This is a genomic window from Corynebacterium sp. HMSC073D01, assembly GCF_001815555.1.
GTDB lineage: Bacteria > Actinomycetota > Actinomycetes > Mycobacteriales > Mycobacteriaceae > Corynebacterium > Corynebacterium glucuronolyticum.
Genome location: NZ_KV821021.1, coordinates 15,023 through 35,048 on the forward strand (window position 1 = coordinate 15,023; position 20,026 = coordinate 35,048).

The 20,026-nt window shown below is 59.3% G+C and carries 6 protein-coding genes; all 6 read right to left on the bottom strand.

The window, feature by feature from the left end; all coding sequences use genetic code 11:
* Positions 1-29: 29 nt before the first annotated feature.
* A complete protein-coding gene (locus HMPREF3044_RS01835; RefSeq protein WP_070739033.1) occupies positions 30-3,842 on the bottom strand; it encodes a phosphoribosylformylglycinamidine synthase in 3,813 nt (1,270 codons plus the stop codon).
* A 1,275-nt stretch (positions 3,843-5,117) separates the two neighbouring features.
* Positions 5,118-5,588: a holo-ACP synthase AcpS gene (locus HMPREF3044_RS01840; protein ID WP_210400512.1), complete on the bottom strand. Its 471-nt coding sequence runs from the start codon at positions 5,586-5,588 to the stop codon at positions 5,118-5,120.
* A 309-nt stretch (positions 5,589-5,897) separates the two neighbouring features.
* On the bottom strand, positions 5,898-15,320 hold the full coding sequence (locus HMPREF3044_RS01845; protein WP_246820836.1) for a type I polyketide synthase: 9,423 nt from the start codon (positions 15,318-15,320) through the stop codon (positions 5,898-5,900).
* Between the two features lie 558 nt (positions 15,321-15,878).
* Positions 15,879-17,420, bottom strand: coding sequence for an acyl-CoA carboxylase subunit beta (locus tag HMPREF3044_RS01850; protein ID WP_070739035.1), 1,542 nt, complete (start codon positions 17,418-17,420; stop codon positions 15,879-15,881).
* Positions 17,421-18,064: 644 nt separating this feature from the next.
* Positions 18,065-18,649 (bottom strand): TetR/AcrR family transcriptional regulator, encoded by a 585-nt coding sequence (locus tag HMPREF3044_RS01855; RefSeq protein WP_005392169.1) that lies wholly within the window; start codon positions 18,647-18,649, stop codon positions 18,065-18,067.
* A 427-nt stretch (positions 18,650-19,076) separates the two neighbouring features.
* Positions 19,077-20,021: an electron transfer flavoprotein subunit alpha/FixB family protein gene (locus tag HMPREF3044_RS01860; protein ID WP_070739036.1), complete on the bottom strand. Its 945-nt coding sequence runs from the start codon at positions 20,019-20,021 to the stop codon at positions 19,077-19,079.
* Positions 20,022-20,026 lie beyond the last annotated feature (5 nt).

Genomic DNA, 20,026 nt, shown 5'->3' on the forward strand with positions numbered 1-20,026 from the left:
GAGTCGGGTCTAACCGGCTCCTGCGGTGTTTACTTCCTGTTCTTGCAGTACGTCACCGCGTTGAGGAAGATGTCCTGCGAATAGATACCGGGGATGTTCTTCATCAAGCCCGGGCGGAAACGCTCTGGGTGCCCCATCTTGCCCAGGATCCTGCCGTCGGGGGAAATGATGCCCTCGATGGCGTAGCTCGAGCCGTTCGGGTTGGCCGGCGCCTCCATCGTCGGAATTTCATTCTCATCCACATACTGGAACGCAACCTGGTGGTGAGCAAACAGCTGCTTGGCATCTTCCTCACTGACGACGAACCTTCCCTCACCATGGGACACGGGTACAAGGTGGGTTTGTCCAGGGGTAAAGGTCGCAAGCCACGGCGAATCCACAGAGGCAACACGGGTCGTGGCAATCCTGGAGACGTGCCGTAGCTGGCGGTTGTGGGCCAGCGTGGGCGAGGTCTCTGTCAGCTTGGAGGGATCACCGTAGGGCAGGAAACCACTCTTGACCAGAGCCTGGAAACCGTTACAGATGCCGAGGACAAGGCCATCGCCAGCAACGAAGCTGCTCACTGCCTGCGCTACCTCCGGGGTGCGCAGGAATGCGGCCATGAACTTTGCGGAACCATCTGGCTCATCGCCGAGGGAGAACCCGCCGGAGAAAGCGAGGATATCGGCTGTGCCGAGCTTGTCGATGAATACCTGCGTGTCCTCCTCCAGCATCTGCGGAGTGAGGTTGCGGATGACGAGGAACTCGGTTGTAGCACCGGCAGCCCGGAATGCCTCGGACATGTCGTACTCGGAGTTCGTTCCGGGGAATACCGGCAGCAGCACGTGGGGCGCTGTGCCCTCCGCCGCGTCGGAGTGGTCACCGGAAACGGCGGTGGCCTCGGCCGGGGATTGCGCCTCGGGAAGCTTCGTGGCGAAGTCTGGCAGGTCTTCACCAGCGGCATCGTTTAGCGGGAAGACGCTGCGGTAACGCTCCTCCGCAATGTCCAGTGCCTTGTCGACGCTCAGGTGTTCAGCACCGAAGCTCAACTCACCGTCATTGGTGGTCTGGCCGAGAAGACGTGCCGATTCGGGAACGGTTACCCCCTCCGAAACAGCGAAAACGATGCCACCAAGGTGTGCCTCCACCCAGGAGATATCGGCACTGCCGGTAAATCCAAGGCCGTTACCTGCAACCATGTTGACAATCGTTGCACCGATACCGGCTTGGGTGACAGCAGAAGCAGCACGAACCTCACCACGGGCAGCAAGCGCCGTGAAGTCTGCGAAGTTGGTGCGCAGAGCCTCGTAATCCGGCTCGCCGGATTCCAGCGGAGTGTGTGGCAGGAGGTAGAGGGACAGGCCTGCGTCGGGGATCGCCGCGCTGATAGCGTCTGCCTTATCTATCACGGCGACGGCGAAGGTAACAAGCGTCGGCGGGACGTGCAGTCCGTCACCATACGTACCGCTCATAGAATCCTTACCACCGATCGCGGCGACTTGGAAGGCATCCTGTGCTTCCAGCAAGCCGAGGATTGCCTGGGTAACCTCGCCCCAACGCTCCGGCTCCTGGTCAAGGCGCTGGAAGTACTCCTGCACCGTCAACCACGCCGTAGTGGCATCGGCACCCGCCGCGGTTAGACGGGCAAGTGCCTCCACCACGGAGTAGGCACCCATGAGGAATGGGGACTCACTAGCAAGCTCCGGGCTGTAGCCGTACGTCATCACCGAGGAGGTCGGTGTGCCGCCTGCAACAGGAAGCGACTGGATGGATGCCATCTCGAATGTCTTCTGACGCTTGCCACCGAACGGCATCAATACGGTGGAGCGGCCGACCGTGGAGTCGAACTGCTCAACCATGCCCTCTTGCGAACCGCCTGCCGGGGAAGCAAGCGCCTCAGCAACGCTCGCGGGAGCAGCGTGCGGGGCCTCCATGGGGGCGTCGACAAGCGACACGGACTGGGAACGGGCCGCCCCGTTGGTATCGATGAACGCGCGAGACAAATCGAGGACGAGATCCTCACCGTTGAACATCCGCAGGCGACCAGAATCTGTCACCTCGGCGAGCTGCGTCGCCTCCAGGTTCTCCGTCTCCGCGAGTTCGATGAACCGCGCCGCGTTTTCGGCACGCACAACGACGGCCATTCGCTCCTGAGACTCCGAAATCGCGATCTCACGGGCGTTGAGGCCCGCGTACTTCAAAGGCACGCGCTCCAGATGAATGTCGAGGCTGTCAGCCAACTCGCCGACGGCAACAGCTACGCCACCGGCACCAAAGTCGTTGCAACGAACGATCATCTGCGCAACCTCAGGGTTGCGGAACAAGCGCTGAATCTTGCGCTCATTAACCGGGTTACCTTTCTGAACCTCCGCGCCGGAGGTAGCAAGTGAGGTGTCGTTATGTGCCTTCGACGAACCTGTGGCACCACCAATACCGTCGCGGCCTGTACGACCACCGAGGATGATCACCACGTCACCATGTGCGGGCTCAAGACGCTTTACGTTTTCTACCGGAGCGGCAGCAACAACAGCGCCGAGCTCCATGCGCTTGGCCACATAGCCTGGGTGCACAAATTCGCGCACGTTCGTGGTGGCCAGACCGATCTGGTTGCCGTAACTGGAGTAACCGGCCGTCGCGCGCGCAGAGATGTCCGCCTGCGGCAGCTTGCCTTCCAGCGTCTCTTCGCGCGGGGTGTTGATGTCGCCGGCACCCGACAGGCGCAGCGCCTGGTATACCCAGGAGCGACCGGAGAGGGGATCACGGATAGCCCCGCCCAGGCACGTCGACGCGCCACCGAAAGGCTCGATCTCCGTCGGGTGGTTATGCGTTTCGTTCTTGAACATCAGGAGCCATGGCGACGGTTCGCTTCGCTCACCGTCGCCATGAAGGACATCAGATCGCTCACCGTCGCCATGAAGGGCATCAGATCGCTCACCGTCGCCACGCGAGACGTCCACATAGACGGAGCATGCGTTGATCTCCTCCGAGACTTCCTGATCATCCATGACCCCCGTACGGCGAAGCTCGCGGCCCATGATCGTGCCCATATCCATGAGGGTGCGTGGCTTATGCGTCCTGCCGTTCGTCTCGCGGAGCTCATCATAACGACGCAGCGCGCGAGCAAGTTGATCCTTAAAACGACTGCCCTCATTGGCAATGTCCGTGAGCTCAGTGTTGAAGGTGGTGTGGCGGCAGTGATCCGACCAGTACGTATCAAGAACTGAAAGCTCCACATCCGTCGGAGTGCGCCCCTCCTCACGGAAGTATTCCTGAATGGTTTCAAGGTCAGCGAGGTTCATCGCCATCCCGCGCTCAGCGAGAAGTGCTTCGAGGCCAGCCTCATCAAGCTCATTAAAGCCGGGGTACTGGCGCAAGGGCTCAACGGATCCCGTAGCCGGCGCTTGGAGCACCTTCATGTCCTTCTCCCCCGCTTCAACAGGGTTAATCAGGAATGAACGGATGGCAGCGCGGGCTTCGTCAGACTGGGCAGGTTCAAATACGTAAAGAACTGCCGAATAGATTGACGCTTCCGTTTCCGGCTGGACAAGACGCAAAGCCTGGTTGGCTGCATCAGCTCGCTGATCGTACTGACCAGGAAGGGGCTCAACAGCAAGGAACCCCGAGGCCGAATTCAGAATCTCTGTAAGCTCTTCGGAAGTAATCCTGTCGTCGACACGGTCATCGCACACGATCGAGGCGCTCAGTGATTCGATGTCCGATTCCGAAGCGGAAAACACATCGTACAGGTTGAGAATTTGTACGGAATCGAGCTGAACACCCGAGAGATTATTAAGTGTTGCAAGCAGCGCGCGCTCCTCGTCGCGGAACTGGGGCTTGCGGCGAACTGCGAGACGTGCATCCATGAGATGGAGGGGCCTTCCTTGCATTAAATTTGGCTATTTCTTCCGCATTTAGTCTAGTCCAGGTCGATCCTCACTAGATAGTTCCGTGCCAGTTAACAGACGTTCTGCCGACGTTGGTCCCCGCCATCGACTCCTCCCCGTTCCATTTTCCACAACGACAAACGAAAATGCCCTCACGCACGCCCTGCTATGCTCACAGGTTTTTCAAACTACCCCGCACTTCAGAACGCAAGGACAGTTGTTATAACAGGGATTTACGTGCTTAGTTAAGTTTAAATAAGTCAACCTAGTTTTAGGTTAATTCCTTTTCGTCTCGTTTACCAGACTATATATTTTTCGACTAGACAAAGACAGAAAAACGTGTATGGTTACCTGTCGGCTCGGGAAATTGTTCAACCATTTCGGTTCTCCTCAGCCATGCTCGTTTCACGTTACCTACCGGAGGAAAAATGTCTCGTCTGTCGTACATTCTCGGTGGCCTGATGGCAGCTGGCGTACTGTTCCAGTCCGTCCTCATCATGGCAGTCCCCGCCTAACGCGCACTCATGCACTGGTGACCTTCGCCGTCACCCGGTCGGCGTAATCAGTTTCGGCTCGGATTTTTGCCAACCGCTAGTGCGTCCTAACCGCGTCGGATCAGCGCATCCGACGCGGTTTTTTGTGCACGGGTATTCCCCACCCTGACCGAAGAACGATTTGCACCCGGCAGACCGCCACACCCGTGATGTCCTGGTCGCGAAAAAGTACTCGCTGGTTCGCACTGTTCACATCTATTTTCATTCGAACATTTATGTCCAAATATTAATATTCAATGCCTTCTGCAGAGAACAACTCTGTTTTCGATAGTCGAATGTGCTTTGAGAACACAACCAGACAGCAGACAGGGATCGGCGCACTCTGCTGCTTCTACCCGCAAGAAAGCACGTTTCAGGAAAGAGACAGCGGAGCTGCAGTCATCCACCGCGTTGCCCCTACAGGAAGCCTCGAATTGCGGATCCCACATACGAGAGGATCACGGGCAAGATCCCCTTTGTCCTCCCGGTTTACGCCAACCAGGAGGCTGTGACGGCACTGCCACTATTCACGCCCACGGGGACCAGCGGTTCCGTTTCCACCTCAACGTCCACACAGTGCTTAACGACATGGAACATTCGGTGAAAACGATCCGGCTGGTCCACCGGCTGGTCCATTGACTGGACCATCCCGCTCTCGCTACTGTTCTCGCTGCTACCTTGTCTCCCGAGGTTGTTGGACTTTACGTAAGGCTCTTCCAGCTCACACGTGTGATTGAGCGAGGGCAACGACGGCGACCGCGTAATCACCATCGTGAGATAAAGAGAGGGATGACGCGAAATTGGGCGAAGAAAGGCGTTGCACTTCACCGTGCAGGTGGAGGTACGGGCGGTCACAGTGGTCACTTCGAACCTCAATGTCCCTCCATACAACGCGTTCCGACGCGATGAGTGGAGGTGCCGGGGCGATAAGCCCACTCCACGCCTTGATGAAAGCTTCTTTTGCAGCCCACCGCGCGGCAAGGTGTTGAAAGACATCCCCGGTCACCGCCATCTTCTTACGCGCTTGCCGAAGCTCGTACGGAGTGAACATACCAGAGATTGTGGTGCCTGGTGCCTCCCACTGCTCACGAAAGCTCGGTATGTGAACGAGGTCAATACCCACGGATGGTGCCCCATGCACAGCGAGTGAACGCACCTGCGCATTTGCATGTGTGGAAACTGACTCGTGCATGGAATACCTCGTTCTCCTCTTTGTGTGGGTTCTCATCTTCGTATGGCGTTGTTTGTGTGCAAACCTCCTCAGCTGGAATGCGTTTAGCTGGGTCTGGTATTTTCCAGCCGGCGTATGTCAACCAGCGTTTGCCAGCCGACGTGCCCGGTGAGCCGGAAACCCCGAGCAGGAAGGAATCCACGACGGAGCGGAATTCCCAGGTAAAGGGGAAGTTCCAAACGATCGGAGTTCCTGCGCACGGGGGTGTCTGCGCACGGGGTGGCGGCATTCACGCCACTGGGGCTCTGCGGAGGCAACTAAAAGGCAGGCTTAAAACCAGCCGTCTGCGCTCAGGCGAGCATCTGGGTCAAGAAGCATGAGCTTTTCCTTCTCAGAAATAGTGTCGCCCTCACGGAACCTCCGGTTGTCGACACCCTCGAACAACGGCCTATTGCCCAGCATCCCCTGGACAAGCCTCCGCTCACCGGCTGCCAAGCGGGCGTTGGCACGCTTCTCCCAGGACGGGTCATCAACCACTGAGGCAAATGCCGCCGGGTGGACAAGAGCAACCAAGCCGGACACATGGCCGAACCCGAGGGAGGTCAGAAGTGCCGCCTTCGGGGCCTCTGCCAACTGGAGGGGCTCGCTCAGCCACGTGAACCACGTGCCGTCCTTCATTTCCGGATCGACGCAGGTGAGCGCAGCGTTACCGGGGATCCTGCCGGTGGCAAAGACATCGGCAATGCCACCAATTTGGAACACCGCTGCACCACCCTTGGCGTGGCCGGTCAGTGTCTTCTGGCTGATGACGTACTGCGGGTTGCCTTCGCTGCGGCCGAGGGCCTCCGCAATATAGGTGTGCAGCCGCGTCTCATTCGGATCGTTTGCATTGGTGGACGTATCGTGCTTCGAAATCACGGAGATATCATCGGCGCCGATGCCCAGCCCCGAAAGAGACTTGGCCAGGCGGGAACGCTGTCCACCGCGAGCCGTTGCCAGCGCTCCCAGCCCCGGGGCAGGAATGGAGGTGTGGGCGCCGTCGCCGTTGGACTGTGCAAAGGCCACCACGGCGAGGACCGGAAGACCAAGATCACGAGCAACCGTGCCTCGAGCAAGGATGACCGTGCCGCCACCAGCACTTTCCACGAAGCCGCCGCGACGGCGGTCATTGGCGCGGGAGTAGAAACGGGGGTCGATCCCCTTGGCAGCCATCGCATCCGAATCTGCGGTGGCGTTCATCATGGCGAAGCCCTGAATCGACTCGACAGAAATATCGTCGATACCGCCGGCAATAACCACATCTGCCTTGCCTAGCGCGATCTTATCCACGCCTTCCTCAACGGACACTGCTGCCGTAGCGCACGCACCGATGGGGTGAATCATCGATCCATAGCCGCCGACATAGGTCTGCATCGTGTGCGCAGCAACAACGTTCGGCAGCGTCTCCTGGAGGATATCCGAGGGAATGTCCGCATCCATGAACCTATCGAGGAAGAGCTTGCGCATGGAGCTCATTCCACCGAAGCCAGTGCCCTGAGTTGTCGCCACATCGGCCGGGTGTACCGCCCGGAGCAGTTCAGCGGGCTCAAATCCGGCAGACAGGAAGGCATCGACGGTAGCAACGAGGTTCCACACTGCGATTCGGTCGATCGACTCCGTCAGGCTTGTAGGAATGCCCCACTTCTGCGGGTCGAAGCCATCCGGAATCTGGCCTCCAACGGCACGAGCCAGAGTAGCTTTCTTTGGCACGCGGGAGGTAGCCCCTGCGCGACGATTCACGCGGATGGAACCGTCCTGGTCTACGCTGACGCTGGTGAATGCGGGATCTGCGTCAACGTACGTGTTCGCGGTTTCCAGGTCATCAACGGTGAAGGTGACATCCTTTTCCAGGAAGAACTGGATCTCCTTGCCGGAGGCACCATCGGAGATGGGGCCGTCGTCGGCAAAGGGGCGCACACCGCAGCGTGCAATGACATCGTCGTGGAAGCGGTCATAGATATCCGATTCATCGACGTAATTGCCATCCGCGTCGTACCACCCGGGGGTGGGGTTGTCTTCCCAGGTAATGAGTCCCATCATCCATGCCAGTTCCGTCACGCCTGCGGGCGTCAGGTCGACATCACCGAGGTGATCGATCCCGTACTCTGCTTCGAAGCGCGTGCGGCCGGAGCCCCACGGGGAGACCTCGCCGAGGCCCACAATGACCACCATCTCCTCCAGAGGGGTGGTTACCTCTGCAGTCCACGGCACCTCGCGGTCGGTCGGTTGGTGCCGCGGGTGTGGTGTGGGCAGTGCGGGAATGGTCGCTACGGAGCTGGTCGCTGTCGGATCATCGCTATTCGACGCTCCGCTGGTCACAGCTTCCTCTTCGGTGCGCGCTGCATCCGCGTACGCCTCAGCGGCGATGGCAGGAAGCGACACCCCGGCGAGTCCACCAGTGAGATCGGCCACCAGCGGCTTTTCTGCAGCGGCCGTGCGCGACGCTTCGCTGCACAGTCCGACAAGTTCCTTAGCGATCGTCTCGGGAGTCCACACGTGCACACCGTGCCGCTCAGCGACAGCAACGAGGCGATCGTTGTGCCCCATGAGGTTCGTCGACTTCACCCAACCAATACGCGGGTGGGCCAGACTCGTACGTTGCCCGAACGGCTCGACGGACCATTTGTTGACGATCGCATCGAAGGCCGCCTTGACCTCACCGTAGGAGCCGTCGCCACCAAAGGTGCCGCGGTTGGGCGATCCGGGGAGCACGACGTGCAGTCGGTGGTTCACGTCCGTGGTCTCGCCGAGGGCGGAAAGCCTACCGATAAGCCGCTCCACACCCCACAGCAAAACACGGGATTCGAACTCGGCGCCGGTTCCGGCATCGGTCAGGTAACCGCGGACGGGAGGTGCAGCGAACGGGAGGAGCAGATCCGGGATCCACGCATCCTTTACCTTCTTCTTGGTGGATCCAACGGTGACGAAGCGCTCGTTTCCAATCCACTCAGATAGGGCATCAATATCGCGGTACGACGCGAGGTTTGCGGGAACAAGCCAGAAAGAGGCCGCACCGGAGGCATGCTCACGGTAGAGCTTGCGAGCCCACTCAGTGCGTTCTGGGGTGACCTTTGACGAGGTCGCGATCACCGTCGCCCCGCGTGAAAGCAGCTCTGCGGCGACGCCGGAGGCAATGGAGTGCGGCGACACACCTGTGACGACGGCAATGGTGCCAACAAACTCGCCCTGATCGGTAGAGCGGGCAGCATCGGCCACATCGGTGAAGCCGTACCACTGTGCCATAGCTGCGACATCCTCTCCAGTACCGGTAAAGGATGCCGTCGCAGGAATCTCCTCCCCAGCTGCGAGGCGAGCAATGTCTTCGCGGGCGGAGGCCCACCGGTCGTCGAAAAGCACAGCCTTTGCCTCGTCGAAGGCGGGCAGAACCCGGCGCGCCCAATCGGAGCCAGCCTCTGCGGTCACCGTTGCGACAAGCTCGTCGGCGTTGTCCGGCTTGCTGGGGGCTACTCCATCGTTGTGCCCGAGGGCGCGGAGGACGTGGTGAGCAGACTCTGCAAGGATTCCCTTCGCGCCGAGGATCTTCTCGGCGAGGTCGTTGAGCACGCCCGAGTCAACAACCTGGCCACCGGTTTCGCCACCGGTGGGCAGGGCGACGGTGACGCCGTTGTCGGAGGCGACCTGAGCCACAGCAGCGTCGATAAGATCGTTAACTTCCGCGCCGTTGGTCACAGCCGTCGGGAGCAGTGCCAGATCACCACCGCGAGCAGACGAACCCGCGCGCGTTCCCAACGCCACCGCCATGGTGACATGTGCATCCCAGCCAGCAGGTAGCGCCCACGTGCCAGTCACTCGGTTGGAAATGTCTTCCAGCTTGGCGCCGGCGGGGCCGAAGACGCTGCGTACCTGATCCTTGACAAACTTGCCGAGCACCTCGCCGAAGGGCTGGTAGTTCTTGGCGGCGGCGTTTACCGTCGCTGTCAGCGTCTTCATGTCCGCCTCCGATGCGCCTTCCACGGCGGGAAGCGACAGCTCAGCGGACATATCCATGAGTTGCTGGTTGAGACGTGAGGAAACACCACTGGTCAGCGTACCGATGGTGTCGGCATCGCCCACCTGGTCGAGGCGCATCTTGTTCGCCTGGGCGAGCAAAGCGCGGATAGCATGACCGGCGGTAAAGGGCAGCGGCTGAGCTGTCGATCCCCCGGTAGAGGCAGATGCGGCAGATGCTGCTGCGGAAGTTGCGGCTGTTGCAGCGTCGGTAGCAGCGGCGGCGGTGTTCGCGGAAGTCGCGGTGGTCGAGGCTGTCGCGGTGGAAGCTGGTGAGTCCACTCCGCCGGTCGCATGGCCCGCCGACGCTGGTCTTGTCTCCTGCACCTGGCCGTTGGTACCGGATGTTGTGTCGGTGGCAACAGAGCCAGTTTCAGCGTTGTCGGTACCCTCTGGCAGCTCACGCTCGTTCACATCAGTGAGGAACATGTAGGTGGCATCACGCTGGACGTTCCTCAAAACAACATCCGAAGCGGCGAAACCGGGCAAACGCAGGGTCTTGGCCGCGAGGTTCGTCAACGTCGGGGAAGCACCAAGACCAACCTCCACGTACTGGTCAAGGTTCGCAGCGCGAGATAACAGGAACTCCTGAGTCTCAATCCAGCGCACGGGAGAGGCAAACTGCCAGGCCAGCAATTCAATAAGCAGGCTCCTGGTTACCTCACTGCGGTCGCCATTGAGGTCGAGCTTTTCGACGATAGTTGAGGGCGCAACCTCAAGCACGGCGCGGCGGAACTCCTCGGTCAGCCCAAACGGCTTGGCCACCAGGTTCGGAATGTAGTGACCGATGAGGATGTCCGGGTCAATATCGTGCGGCAACAGCGCGTCGAGCTTCTCGCGGAAGTCGTCCACTCCCCCACGCAATACGCGTGAGTGGAACGGGACATCGATGCCGGGAACGAGCATGAAGGGGCTCTTGCCACCGGCTTGTTTCGCCCGGCGCGAGGAATCCTCCTTCAGCGCCTCAATACCCGCAATGGTGCCGGCAATCGCGTACTGCTGATCGCGCAGGTTGTAGTTTACGATCTCCAGCATCTCTCCGGATTCTTCAGCAACACGAGCAACGTAGTCGGCCACGTCCTCGTCCCCCACGCCGAATTGGTTCGGACGCAGCGCACCGAGCAGGTAGTTGGAGTTGCCCTCCGCGTCGCGGGGAACGAGGTGGTGCATGGTGAGACCACGCTGGAAGACGAGCTCCAAGACGGTATCCGGATCGATCACACCGGCGTAGGCGGCCAACGCCGTGTATTCACCTAAAGAGTGACCGGCGAAATACGCACCCGGCACATAGACACCGGCTTCCTTCAGCTGCGCGGTCTGCGCAAGTGCCAGCGTTGCCAGGCACACCTGGGTGAACTGGGTCAGGTTGAGGACACCCTTGGGGTGCCGGTAGGTGACGCCACCAGCAACAACCTCAGTGGGATTGTCGCGAACGATAGAGATGACGGAGAAGCCGAGGCGCTCACGGGTGACGGCATCGGCACGTTCCCACACTGCGGCGGCGGCACGGGAGGCGGTCTGCTCCTGCATCCCCATGCCCTTGGCCTGAATGCCTTGTCCCGGGTACACATAAGCGGTATGGGGTGCTGCCGTCACGGCGGTCGCCTGGGAGACGAGTGTTCCGTCGATGGTGCAGGTCACCTCAATAAGGAGGCCACCTCCGTTGACCGCACCGATGCGATCGATGGTGATATCCACCGTGTCATGGAGGGCAACCATGGAGAACATGCGATACGTCCACCCCGTCAGCGGTGCCTTGACGGTTGCTTCAGCGGCGTGCTGTGCCGTGGCGGACAGCCACATGCCGTGCACGAGCGGGGCGGATAGTCCTGCTACCCGGGCCGCGCGGTGGGAGGTGTGAATGGGGTTGAAGTCCCCGGAGGCCCACGCGAAGGGGGTCATCTCCCCCGGCGAGGTCACGGTGTAGCTGCCGAGATGGGAGCGAGGAGTATCGATAAATTCCGCCGAGTACCCACCGGCCACAGCCGGCTCCTTCGGCGCCTGAGTTCCGAATGCGCGGCCGCGGATGGCGAACCGCTCGGTGAACTCAATGACAGGGGTTGTCTTCTTAGCTTCGGCTTCGTCGGAGGAAACGAATAGCTCCAACTTCACGGTGACAATACGCCCGCTACGGGACTCTTCGATCGAATCGGCCCAGGAAATTACGGAGATACGCTGGCCGAGCAGTGAATCGATGGGAACGTGAACGCGAGCCGAATGGTCAAGGTGTACGGCCTGCAGAAGGCCCTCAATGACGGGCATTCCGTCCACGCGACCTGATCCGAGAGCTGCATAAATAGCCGGCCAGCACGGTCCAAGAAGTGCGTCGGTAACGATTTGCTGCTGGTCTTGCCCCAGTGCAGCCCCTGTGGTCGATCCGTGGGTTACGCCGATCTGGCGGGCGCACGTGAAGGCGTGGTGGGCTTCGCCGAAGCGCGAACGCGAAGAGGTCTCGATGGCTGGCAAAACGTCGATGGTGTCGCCTTGGGCGGACACGCCGCCGACGCCTGCGATTCCTGCGAGGAGGTCAAACATTGCGGTAGACAGCCGTTCTGCATCGACGACGGGGCACCCGCCGGTGTGAATGGACTCATCAACGGTGAGCGGGATATCCAGCCTGCGCACCGCATGCGTGTCTACCGCCGTGTGATCCCACGCTGTATCCATGGTGATGCGAAGCGTCCAGGCCTGCCCGCCTTCGTGGATGAGATCCCACCCGGCATCATCCACAACGCGCGTGGGGTTGGTCATCAGTGCCCCCATCCAGCTGATGACGGGGCTGGCGATGATTGCTTCCTCCACCGTTGCGCATAGGCGATTTTCTGGTGTCCCGCTGCTAGTGATGGGCGAAGGAGCGGCGGATGCGAGCGACGATACGGCTGCGGGCGACAGGGCGGACGCGGGCGACGGGGCGGACGCGGGCGACGGGGCGGACGCGGGAATAGCGTCGCCTTTACTGTGGCGACCGCTGGATGTTGTGCTTTCCTCAGAAGTGAGCTCGAGGGGCTGTGCACGCAGACGTCCTGCAGGAAATGCCTTCGAGGGCGTACCGGAGGCGGACGCAGGCGCGTGAGCAGCACGGTCGTCGACGGCCCCGAAGGCCCTTCTGCTCACACATTCTGTAGCAGTAAGGCCGCCATCGGAAAGGACACGGGCTGCAGCATCCTCATAGGAAGCAAGAATGTCTGCTACCGGTTCGTTCATTGTGGTGACAAACCCAACGGAGACCGGGCCCGGAATCACACGCACGCTGTCCGCAGAGTAGCGCTCGTCTTGGGATTGCCACAGGCAGTCCTGACCCCACCAGCGAAGTAGATCCTCGTCGAGCGCCGGGACGTAGCCTGTGGGCTTGGGGTACTTGCGGGAGAGGTGAACAAACCACGCCTCATCCACAGGGGTGATCGTGGTCGTCTCCGCCTGCGGGTAGGCAGCGAGGAGGGCGTCCACCGCAGCGGGAGCGTCCGCAACGGAGTCGAGCTCAGCAAAGAGGGTAGGAATGTCACCGCGCTCCTCTTCTGCAAGACGGGCCTCAAAGCGCTGGAGAAGATCTTGCATACGCTGCTGCCAGGAGGGGTCCACGTAGGGGTAATCGAGTTCCACATAGCGCCGGACGACATCGGCGTAGGTCATGGTAGCGAGGTCGCCGAAGTACGGGCGCGCGGTCTTGTTCATCGCCCCAATCAGTTCGTCTTTCCGCGCGGCGATCTTCTTCGTGTCACCGTGTACAGAGGCGATGATGCGTGCACACTCTGCAGCAGCATTATCCACCTCGTGCATGTCGGCGTGCAGGTGACTCATTCCGGAGGTCATCCCACCGACGACCTCTCCACGTGGCACCCATCCACAGTTTTCGTCGATGGAGGTGCCAGGGGTGTTGACAAGAAGTTTCTTGACCGAGTCGGTTGTCTTTGCTTCCTTCGCTGTCATCGCGGGTGTGCCGATGAACACAGCATCGACGGGCATCGCGGGGAGACCATACTTTTCGGACCACGTACCGCTCAGGTACGTCGCAGCAAGCGCCGGATCGCCGAGTCCACCACCAACGGTAAGCACAACGCCCGGCGTGTTACGAATCTCAAAGTAAGTGTTAATGAGCAGTTCATCGAGGCTTTCCCAGGAATGGTGGCCACCGGCGCGCCCGTCCTCGACCTGAATGATGAGGTTGTCGGTGTAAGCGGCAATGGCCAGGCACTGGCGGATTTGGGCAACGGTTCCAGGCTTCACAGCAACATAGCTAAATCCTGCATCGCGAAGCTCTGCGAACAAGGCCTCCGCCTCATCAATTTCAGGAATTCCTGCCGTGATGACGACACCATCGATCGGTGCCCCGGAACGGCGCGCGGAGGTCACAAGGTGGGAGTTACCAAAATGGAGGTTCCACAGGTAGCGGTCCATGAACATCGCATTAAATTGTGCGGTACGCCCTGGTTTGAGGAGTCCTTTGAGCTTGTCGACGTTCTGGTTCAGCACCTCGGCTGTCACCTGCCCGCCACCGGCGAGCTCCGCCCAGTACCCGGCGTTCGCCGCAGCCGCAACGATTTCTGGATCTACGGTTGTCGGTGTCATGCCCGCAAGCATGATGGGCGATAGTCCCGTCAACCGGCTGAACTTAGTATCTACCTTCGGTGCGTTGTCACCGGGAAGGGTGATGAGGCGTGGGGCGTACTCGGAGTAATCTGCTGGATCCGCCGGCGTGTACCCCGGCGTTGTGAGTTCATCGATCTTGTCTACGCTTCCTGCCGGAACAACGGCTACGCCGCGGCCGCGACAGGCATCACGGGTGACCGTAGCGATGACATCACCAGGGCCAAGACAGACGATGGAGGTTGCGCCCTTGCAGATAGCCGCAAGCACGGTCTCCTGCCAGTTGAGGGGTTTAACAAGCACGTGCGCGGCCAGCTCGTGGGCATTGTACTGTGCAATATTTTCCGGCAAACCGATAACGCTGCACCACCGATCGACCTGGTCGAGAGCCTGCTGCAGGAGGGAATCATGGAAGGGGGCCGCGACCTCAAGATATTCCATGATCGGCGCGATCGTCTCGCCACAGGCCCCGGACTCATCCTGCTTCTTCTTGTGCTCGGCTGCGAGCTTTTCCAAGGCGGTACGAGCTGTCTCAAGCTCCTCCGGGGATCCGGAGAGTATGAACCGACGGAAGCCATTGACAAGTGCGATGGAGATGTTGGCCCCCCGGATGACTCGGCGGATGACGGGTTTGTCCACCCCGCGAACAGAGAGCATGCTGGATGTGGATACACCCGGCCGGTGCTTCGTCGTCGCAGCTCCGATAAGGCGCGCGAGCGCAAAAATATTAGCAGCGTCTTCGGTTTCTCCTGCAACCCACCGTTCGACCAAAGCCGCACCCAGAATTCCCTGAGAGTGACCGATGAAGTCTATCGGCGGATGGGACACGATATCGAAACCAGAATTCAGCAGTACGTGAAACAGTCCGAATTGCGCGGCGGTAATGCCGGGAACGGAGTGGACCGGAGATGGATCGTTGGGGACGTCTTCGAGGCTGTAGCGGCCTGAACCGAGAGCAGCTAGCTCAGGTCCAAGCGGTGCCAGGAGGTCATCGGCACGAGAGGTAAGACGGTGGAGGTGTTCGGCGGCGACAGGATCACCGAGGACCTCCATGAGTGCTTTGTGCCATGGGGTCGACTGCCCATCAAAGCTCAGCGCGTAATTGCGGATTGTAGCGGTCATGTTCTTCTCCTTATGTTGCAAACGACCAGAAGCACCTGCGGCTTCGCTGTGAAAGTCAGCGACATATCCGGTGCTCTGCGCGGTTGCTGGTGTTCTTGTTATGTATTCCCCAGGTTGTTTTCCCGGCTGGGGCAAAAAAAGAATTGCGGGTAGTGACAGATGTTGATAGTTCTGATTGCGCCTGGAGTCCTGTGCGGTGCGGTATCCAAGAGTTGCGGGATGTCGCTGAGAAAACCGTTCGTGTCGAGGACCGTTTATGTCGAGGACCGTTTGTGTCTATGTTTTTCGGTCATCGATAAGCAACGAAAGTCTTTCGACAATCGAGGTTCTCCGTGAATTTCATCACCTGCGGATCCTCAGAAACTCTGGTGACACGATTCCGGGTTGGTACGTGACTGGACTTCTCGGCACGACGCTGCACACATGCTGCCTGCAGTTAGCAGAAGTCACATGTGCCAGAGAGCAGATTGTCCCCATGCCACCACGGTTTTTCCGGGCGCACGACCTCCGTGGTGTCGAGTTCTCAAGACTGCACTGTCTACGGACCGTTTGAGTGCCCTATTGCGGACCGTTGTCGTGCTTGCGATAGGCGGTCGGCTGGTATGGCTTGTTTTTGAAGGTTCGGATCGCCGCACTGATAGTCGAACGCGTTTCCTGGGGTTGGATAATCGCGTCAACAGCGCCAATCTGCACAGCATCGAACGGCCCCATCACTGTGTCGCGGTATTCACAGCGAAGTTGGTCTCGCACTTTTTGACGCTCCACATTGTCCGAGATCGCTTCCAGCTTCTTGCGGTGAATAATGCCCACAGCCGCGTCATCACCCATGACGGCGATCTCCGTTTGTGGCCACGCACAGACAAAATCCGCGCCCAAAGCTTTGGAGCTCATAACGATGAAGGCTCCGCCGAATGCCTTCCTCACTATGACAGTGATGAGTGGCACCGTTGCCATTGCGTAAGCAACGATAAGCTTCGCACCTCTGCGGATAATTCCTTGTTCCTCCTGCTCTGTGCCAGGAAGGTAACCGGGGACATCGACGAGCGTGACGATTGGAAGACCAAAAACATCGCACGTACGGATAAACCTGGCGGCTTTTTCCGAGGCATCGACATCGATGGTTCCTGCATCAACGCTCGGTTGATTTGCCACAAAACCCACAGGGGTACCGTCGATACAGGCGAATCCGGTAACAATATTTTCCGCATAATGCTCACTGAGCTGTGCGAATTCGGAATCATCTACCAGGCAGCGAATGAGATCAACGATGTCGTAGGGAGCGCGGGGATCCGCCGGAACGATTCGGTTCACGGATTCATCTGGGGATTCGACCGCTGGTGTCGCCGGAATGAAAGTTGGGGGTTTATCTTCGCAACGTGTGGGGAGGTAGCTCAATACGACCCGCGCGTAATCAAACGCATCCTCTTCGTCGGTGGCCTCGTAATGTACTACCCCAGACACTGTCGAGTGCAGCGCGCTGCCACCTAGTTCCTCCGCAGTGACGCTTTCGCCAGTGACTGCTTTGACCACGCTTGGTCCGGTAACGAACATGTGCGATTTTCCTGCGACCATAATCACAACGTCTGTCAGCGCCGGGCAATAGACCGCGCCACCAGCGCATGGTCCGATGATGATGGAAATCTGGGGAACAACCCCGCTCGCAGCCACGGTCTTCCGGAAAATCCTTCCGTACTGGTTCAGACCCCGGACACCTTCTTGGATGCGGGCACCACCCGAGTCGACGATGGAGATGATCGGGATACGCAAGGCAATCGCCCTATCCATCAGATCACAGATTTTCTCGCCTTCCATGCTGCCCAGGGTGCCTCCTCGAACGGAGAAGTCCTGTGAATAGCAGGCAACAGGCCGCCCATCGATTTCTCCGATTCCGGTCACCACTGCGGTGAGTTCTTCGGATTCCCGCGTTGCACCGTATGGCTTGCGAGGCGTACCTGTTTCCAGAAACGTCCCGGCATCAAAAAGAGACTCAATCCGCTCGCGAGCAGTGAGCTTTCCGCGCGCGTGCTGCAGCCTCTTCGCTTTTTCTTCAGTGCTGCGAACGAGAATGTCCGTAGCATTGCTATCGATAGTCGCTGTCATGCTCCTCTTTTCGCCTATCTTTTCTGCGAAAACCCGCGCGGTAGATCATCCTTGTTGTATTGTGGAAGAAACTACATACGAACACGCGAAGTTTCGCACCAAGTACACAAAATGGAGCGCACTCCATTTTTGCTAGGTGTGAGTGTAGCACCGCGTGGGTTAATTTCGTACACAAATCTTTTTGGTGCGTCGATTTTTCTGCGAATCCAAGCTGAAAATCCTGCCATCACCTGGCTTTATGAAAATTCCCCGAGAGTTTGTTTTCTCCCCCACCGGCGTGTCTTTCTTCGCGTATTTTTTGGCGAATATTCCCCGAAGCCCACCGATCACCGGCCGCTCACTTCCCACCTATTCCACAGCCCCAAGTCGACATCGCCCCTGTCCTCACTCAAGGAGCACCCACCCACATTCACTCGCATCCGCCACGCCCGGATGACTCAAGCCTCGTGTACGTGGCTCAGCGTGCGCCTAGCTAACCTCTTCCCGCGCCTACCTGCACGCACGTAGGGTCTACTTCCTGCGCACGCGCCAGCCTGCACGTATGAGTACTTTCTCTGCACACGCTCCGCATGAACTCGCGCTTTGACGACGTACCCGACGCATGGTGTACCAACAAAGGGGCAATTTATCTGGGCGAAAAAAGCCTAGAGCTTCATCCCGTCAGCGATGAACTTGATTTGTTCGTGCAACCGCCCACGCATGTTTTTCACCTCGGAGCTATCGATCGTGACGCGGACGAGCTCCATGTACATGATGGCATATATGCTGGCAGCCACCTGCCGGGCGGCATCCCTACCGATATCGCGCCCGCGTACGTAGGCGTAGATGCGGCGCTCAAAATCGCGAATAAGCTTGATGGCGTTTTCCCGCCGGGGCCCCGTTGACGTGCCAAACAGAACTTCCCTCTGGAAGGCGAGCATATTCCCCCGGGATTCCTCAGTCGCCTCAACGATCGGATCGATGAGCGCGTGTGCACGCTCCAATAGGCCAGCGGATGCCGGAAGGGCTTTCTCAGCAGCGAGACCATGCTCCAAAACTTCTGTGTACACCGAGATGAGAAGTTCGGCTTTAGAGCCTGCGTGCCGGAAAAACGTTCCTGTAGTCAGGCCAGCGGCCTCCGCCAGCTGTGATGTTGTTACCGACTCATAATCATGGGAGAGGAAGACATCCCGGGCTGCCCGCAATACGGCCTGCTCCCGTTTCGCCTTGTTTTCCTCTCGTTTTCCCATGATGAATGTATTCTACCTTGATTGTGACGTGTTATATACATTCGGGAATTAGTTAGTTCACATCACAACATTCGGACATGACAGAAGCAGCGGGTTGCCGAACATCCCTTGCGTGCTCCTACCCCCTTACTCCAACTTCGGACGCAAGAGCGCACTAGCAAAACCTCGACATAGCCAAACTTGACATGGATAATAGGCCACAATAAACCCCCTAACCAGTTTGAACCCAGTTAGGGGGCATGCCGTTCGAGTACTGTGTGGCCACTCGTGAGCTTCCTTATGCGGACACAGCATAGTCACCGAGGCCGCACCACGTGCCACGCACCACATACCGCACCGCTCACCCGCTAAATAAGTGCGGCTTAATCACCGCGCAGCACGAAACATGCGCAACACATGCGCACCGCGACCGCGGCCGTCGCTTAGCCTAGGAGCTCAGTCCCTTCGCTTCGCGGCGGGAGGTGATTTCCTTGATCAATGCGGGGACGATATCGTTCACGTCGCCTACCACGCCTACGTCGGCGATCTGGAAGATGGGAGCATCCTCATCTTGGTTGACCACAACAATCCGCTTCGACGTCTGCATACCCGAGGTGTGCTGAATCGCGCCAGACAGACCGAGAGCGATGTAGAGCTCAGGTGAAACGGTGGCACCGGTTTGCCCGACCTGGTATTCGGCCGGGTAAAAGTCATCATCGACAGCGTCACGAGTAGCACCCACCGCGCCACCAAAGAGGTCAGCAAGGGGCTCGACCAGTTCAGCAAATCCCTCGGCTGACCCCACACCGCGACCGCCGGAAACAACCACGTCGGCCTGCGGTAGCGCCGGACGAGCACCCGGTGCATGGGGAGTATAGCTTTCCACCGTCGGATCGAGCGCACCCGCTTCAGGCAGGGCAAGGTCCATGAGGGTGCCAGCTGCCGGCTGATTCTGCGGTTCAACTACGCCGGCACGCAAAGTGTAGATCGGGCTCGTACCGCCAACAGCGAGCGTGGTACCAATTTTGTCACCGAAGATCGATCCGCGTGCGGTGCCATCGGAGTTGATGGCCACCACGTCAGTGAGAACACCTGAGCTGAGCCGGGCGGCGAGACGACCAGCAATCTCGTTACCCTCCTCAGACTTGGAGATAACAATGGGGCCGGGGGTCTGAGAGGCGAGGATACTGAGCGCATCCACAGCGGGAATGATGACACGCTGCCCGGTGTATGGGGCGCGAATAATGGTCGCAGCCCCCTGCGATGCAAGCGCATCCGTGGCATCGGCAGGTAGAGAGCCGACAACAACGGCAGTGACATCGCCGAGCGCGCGAGCTGCTGTGATGAGTTCCCCGTTGATCCGCGAGGAGTCTGTTGCAAGAACGTAAACCATTTTTC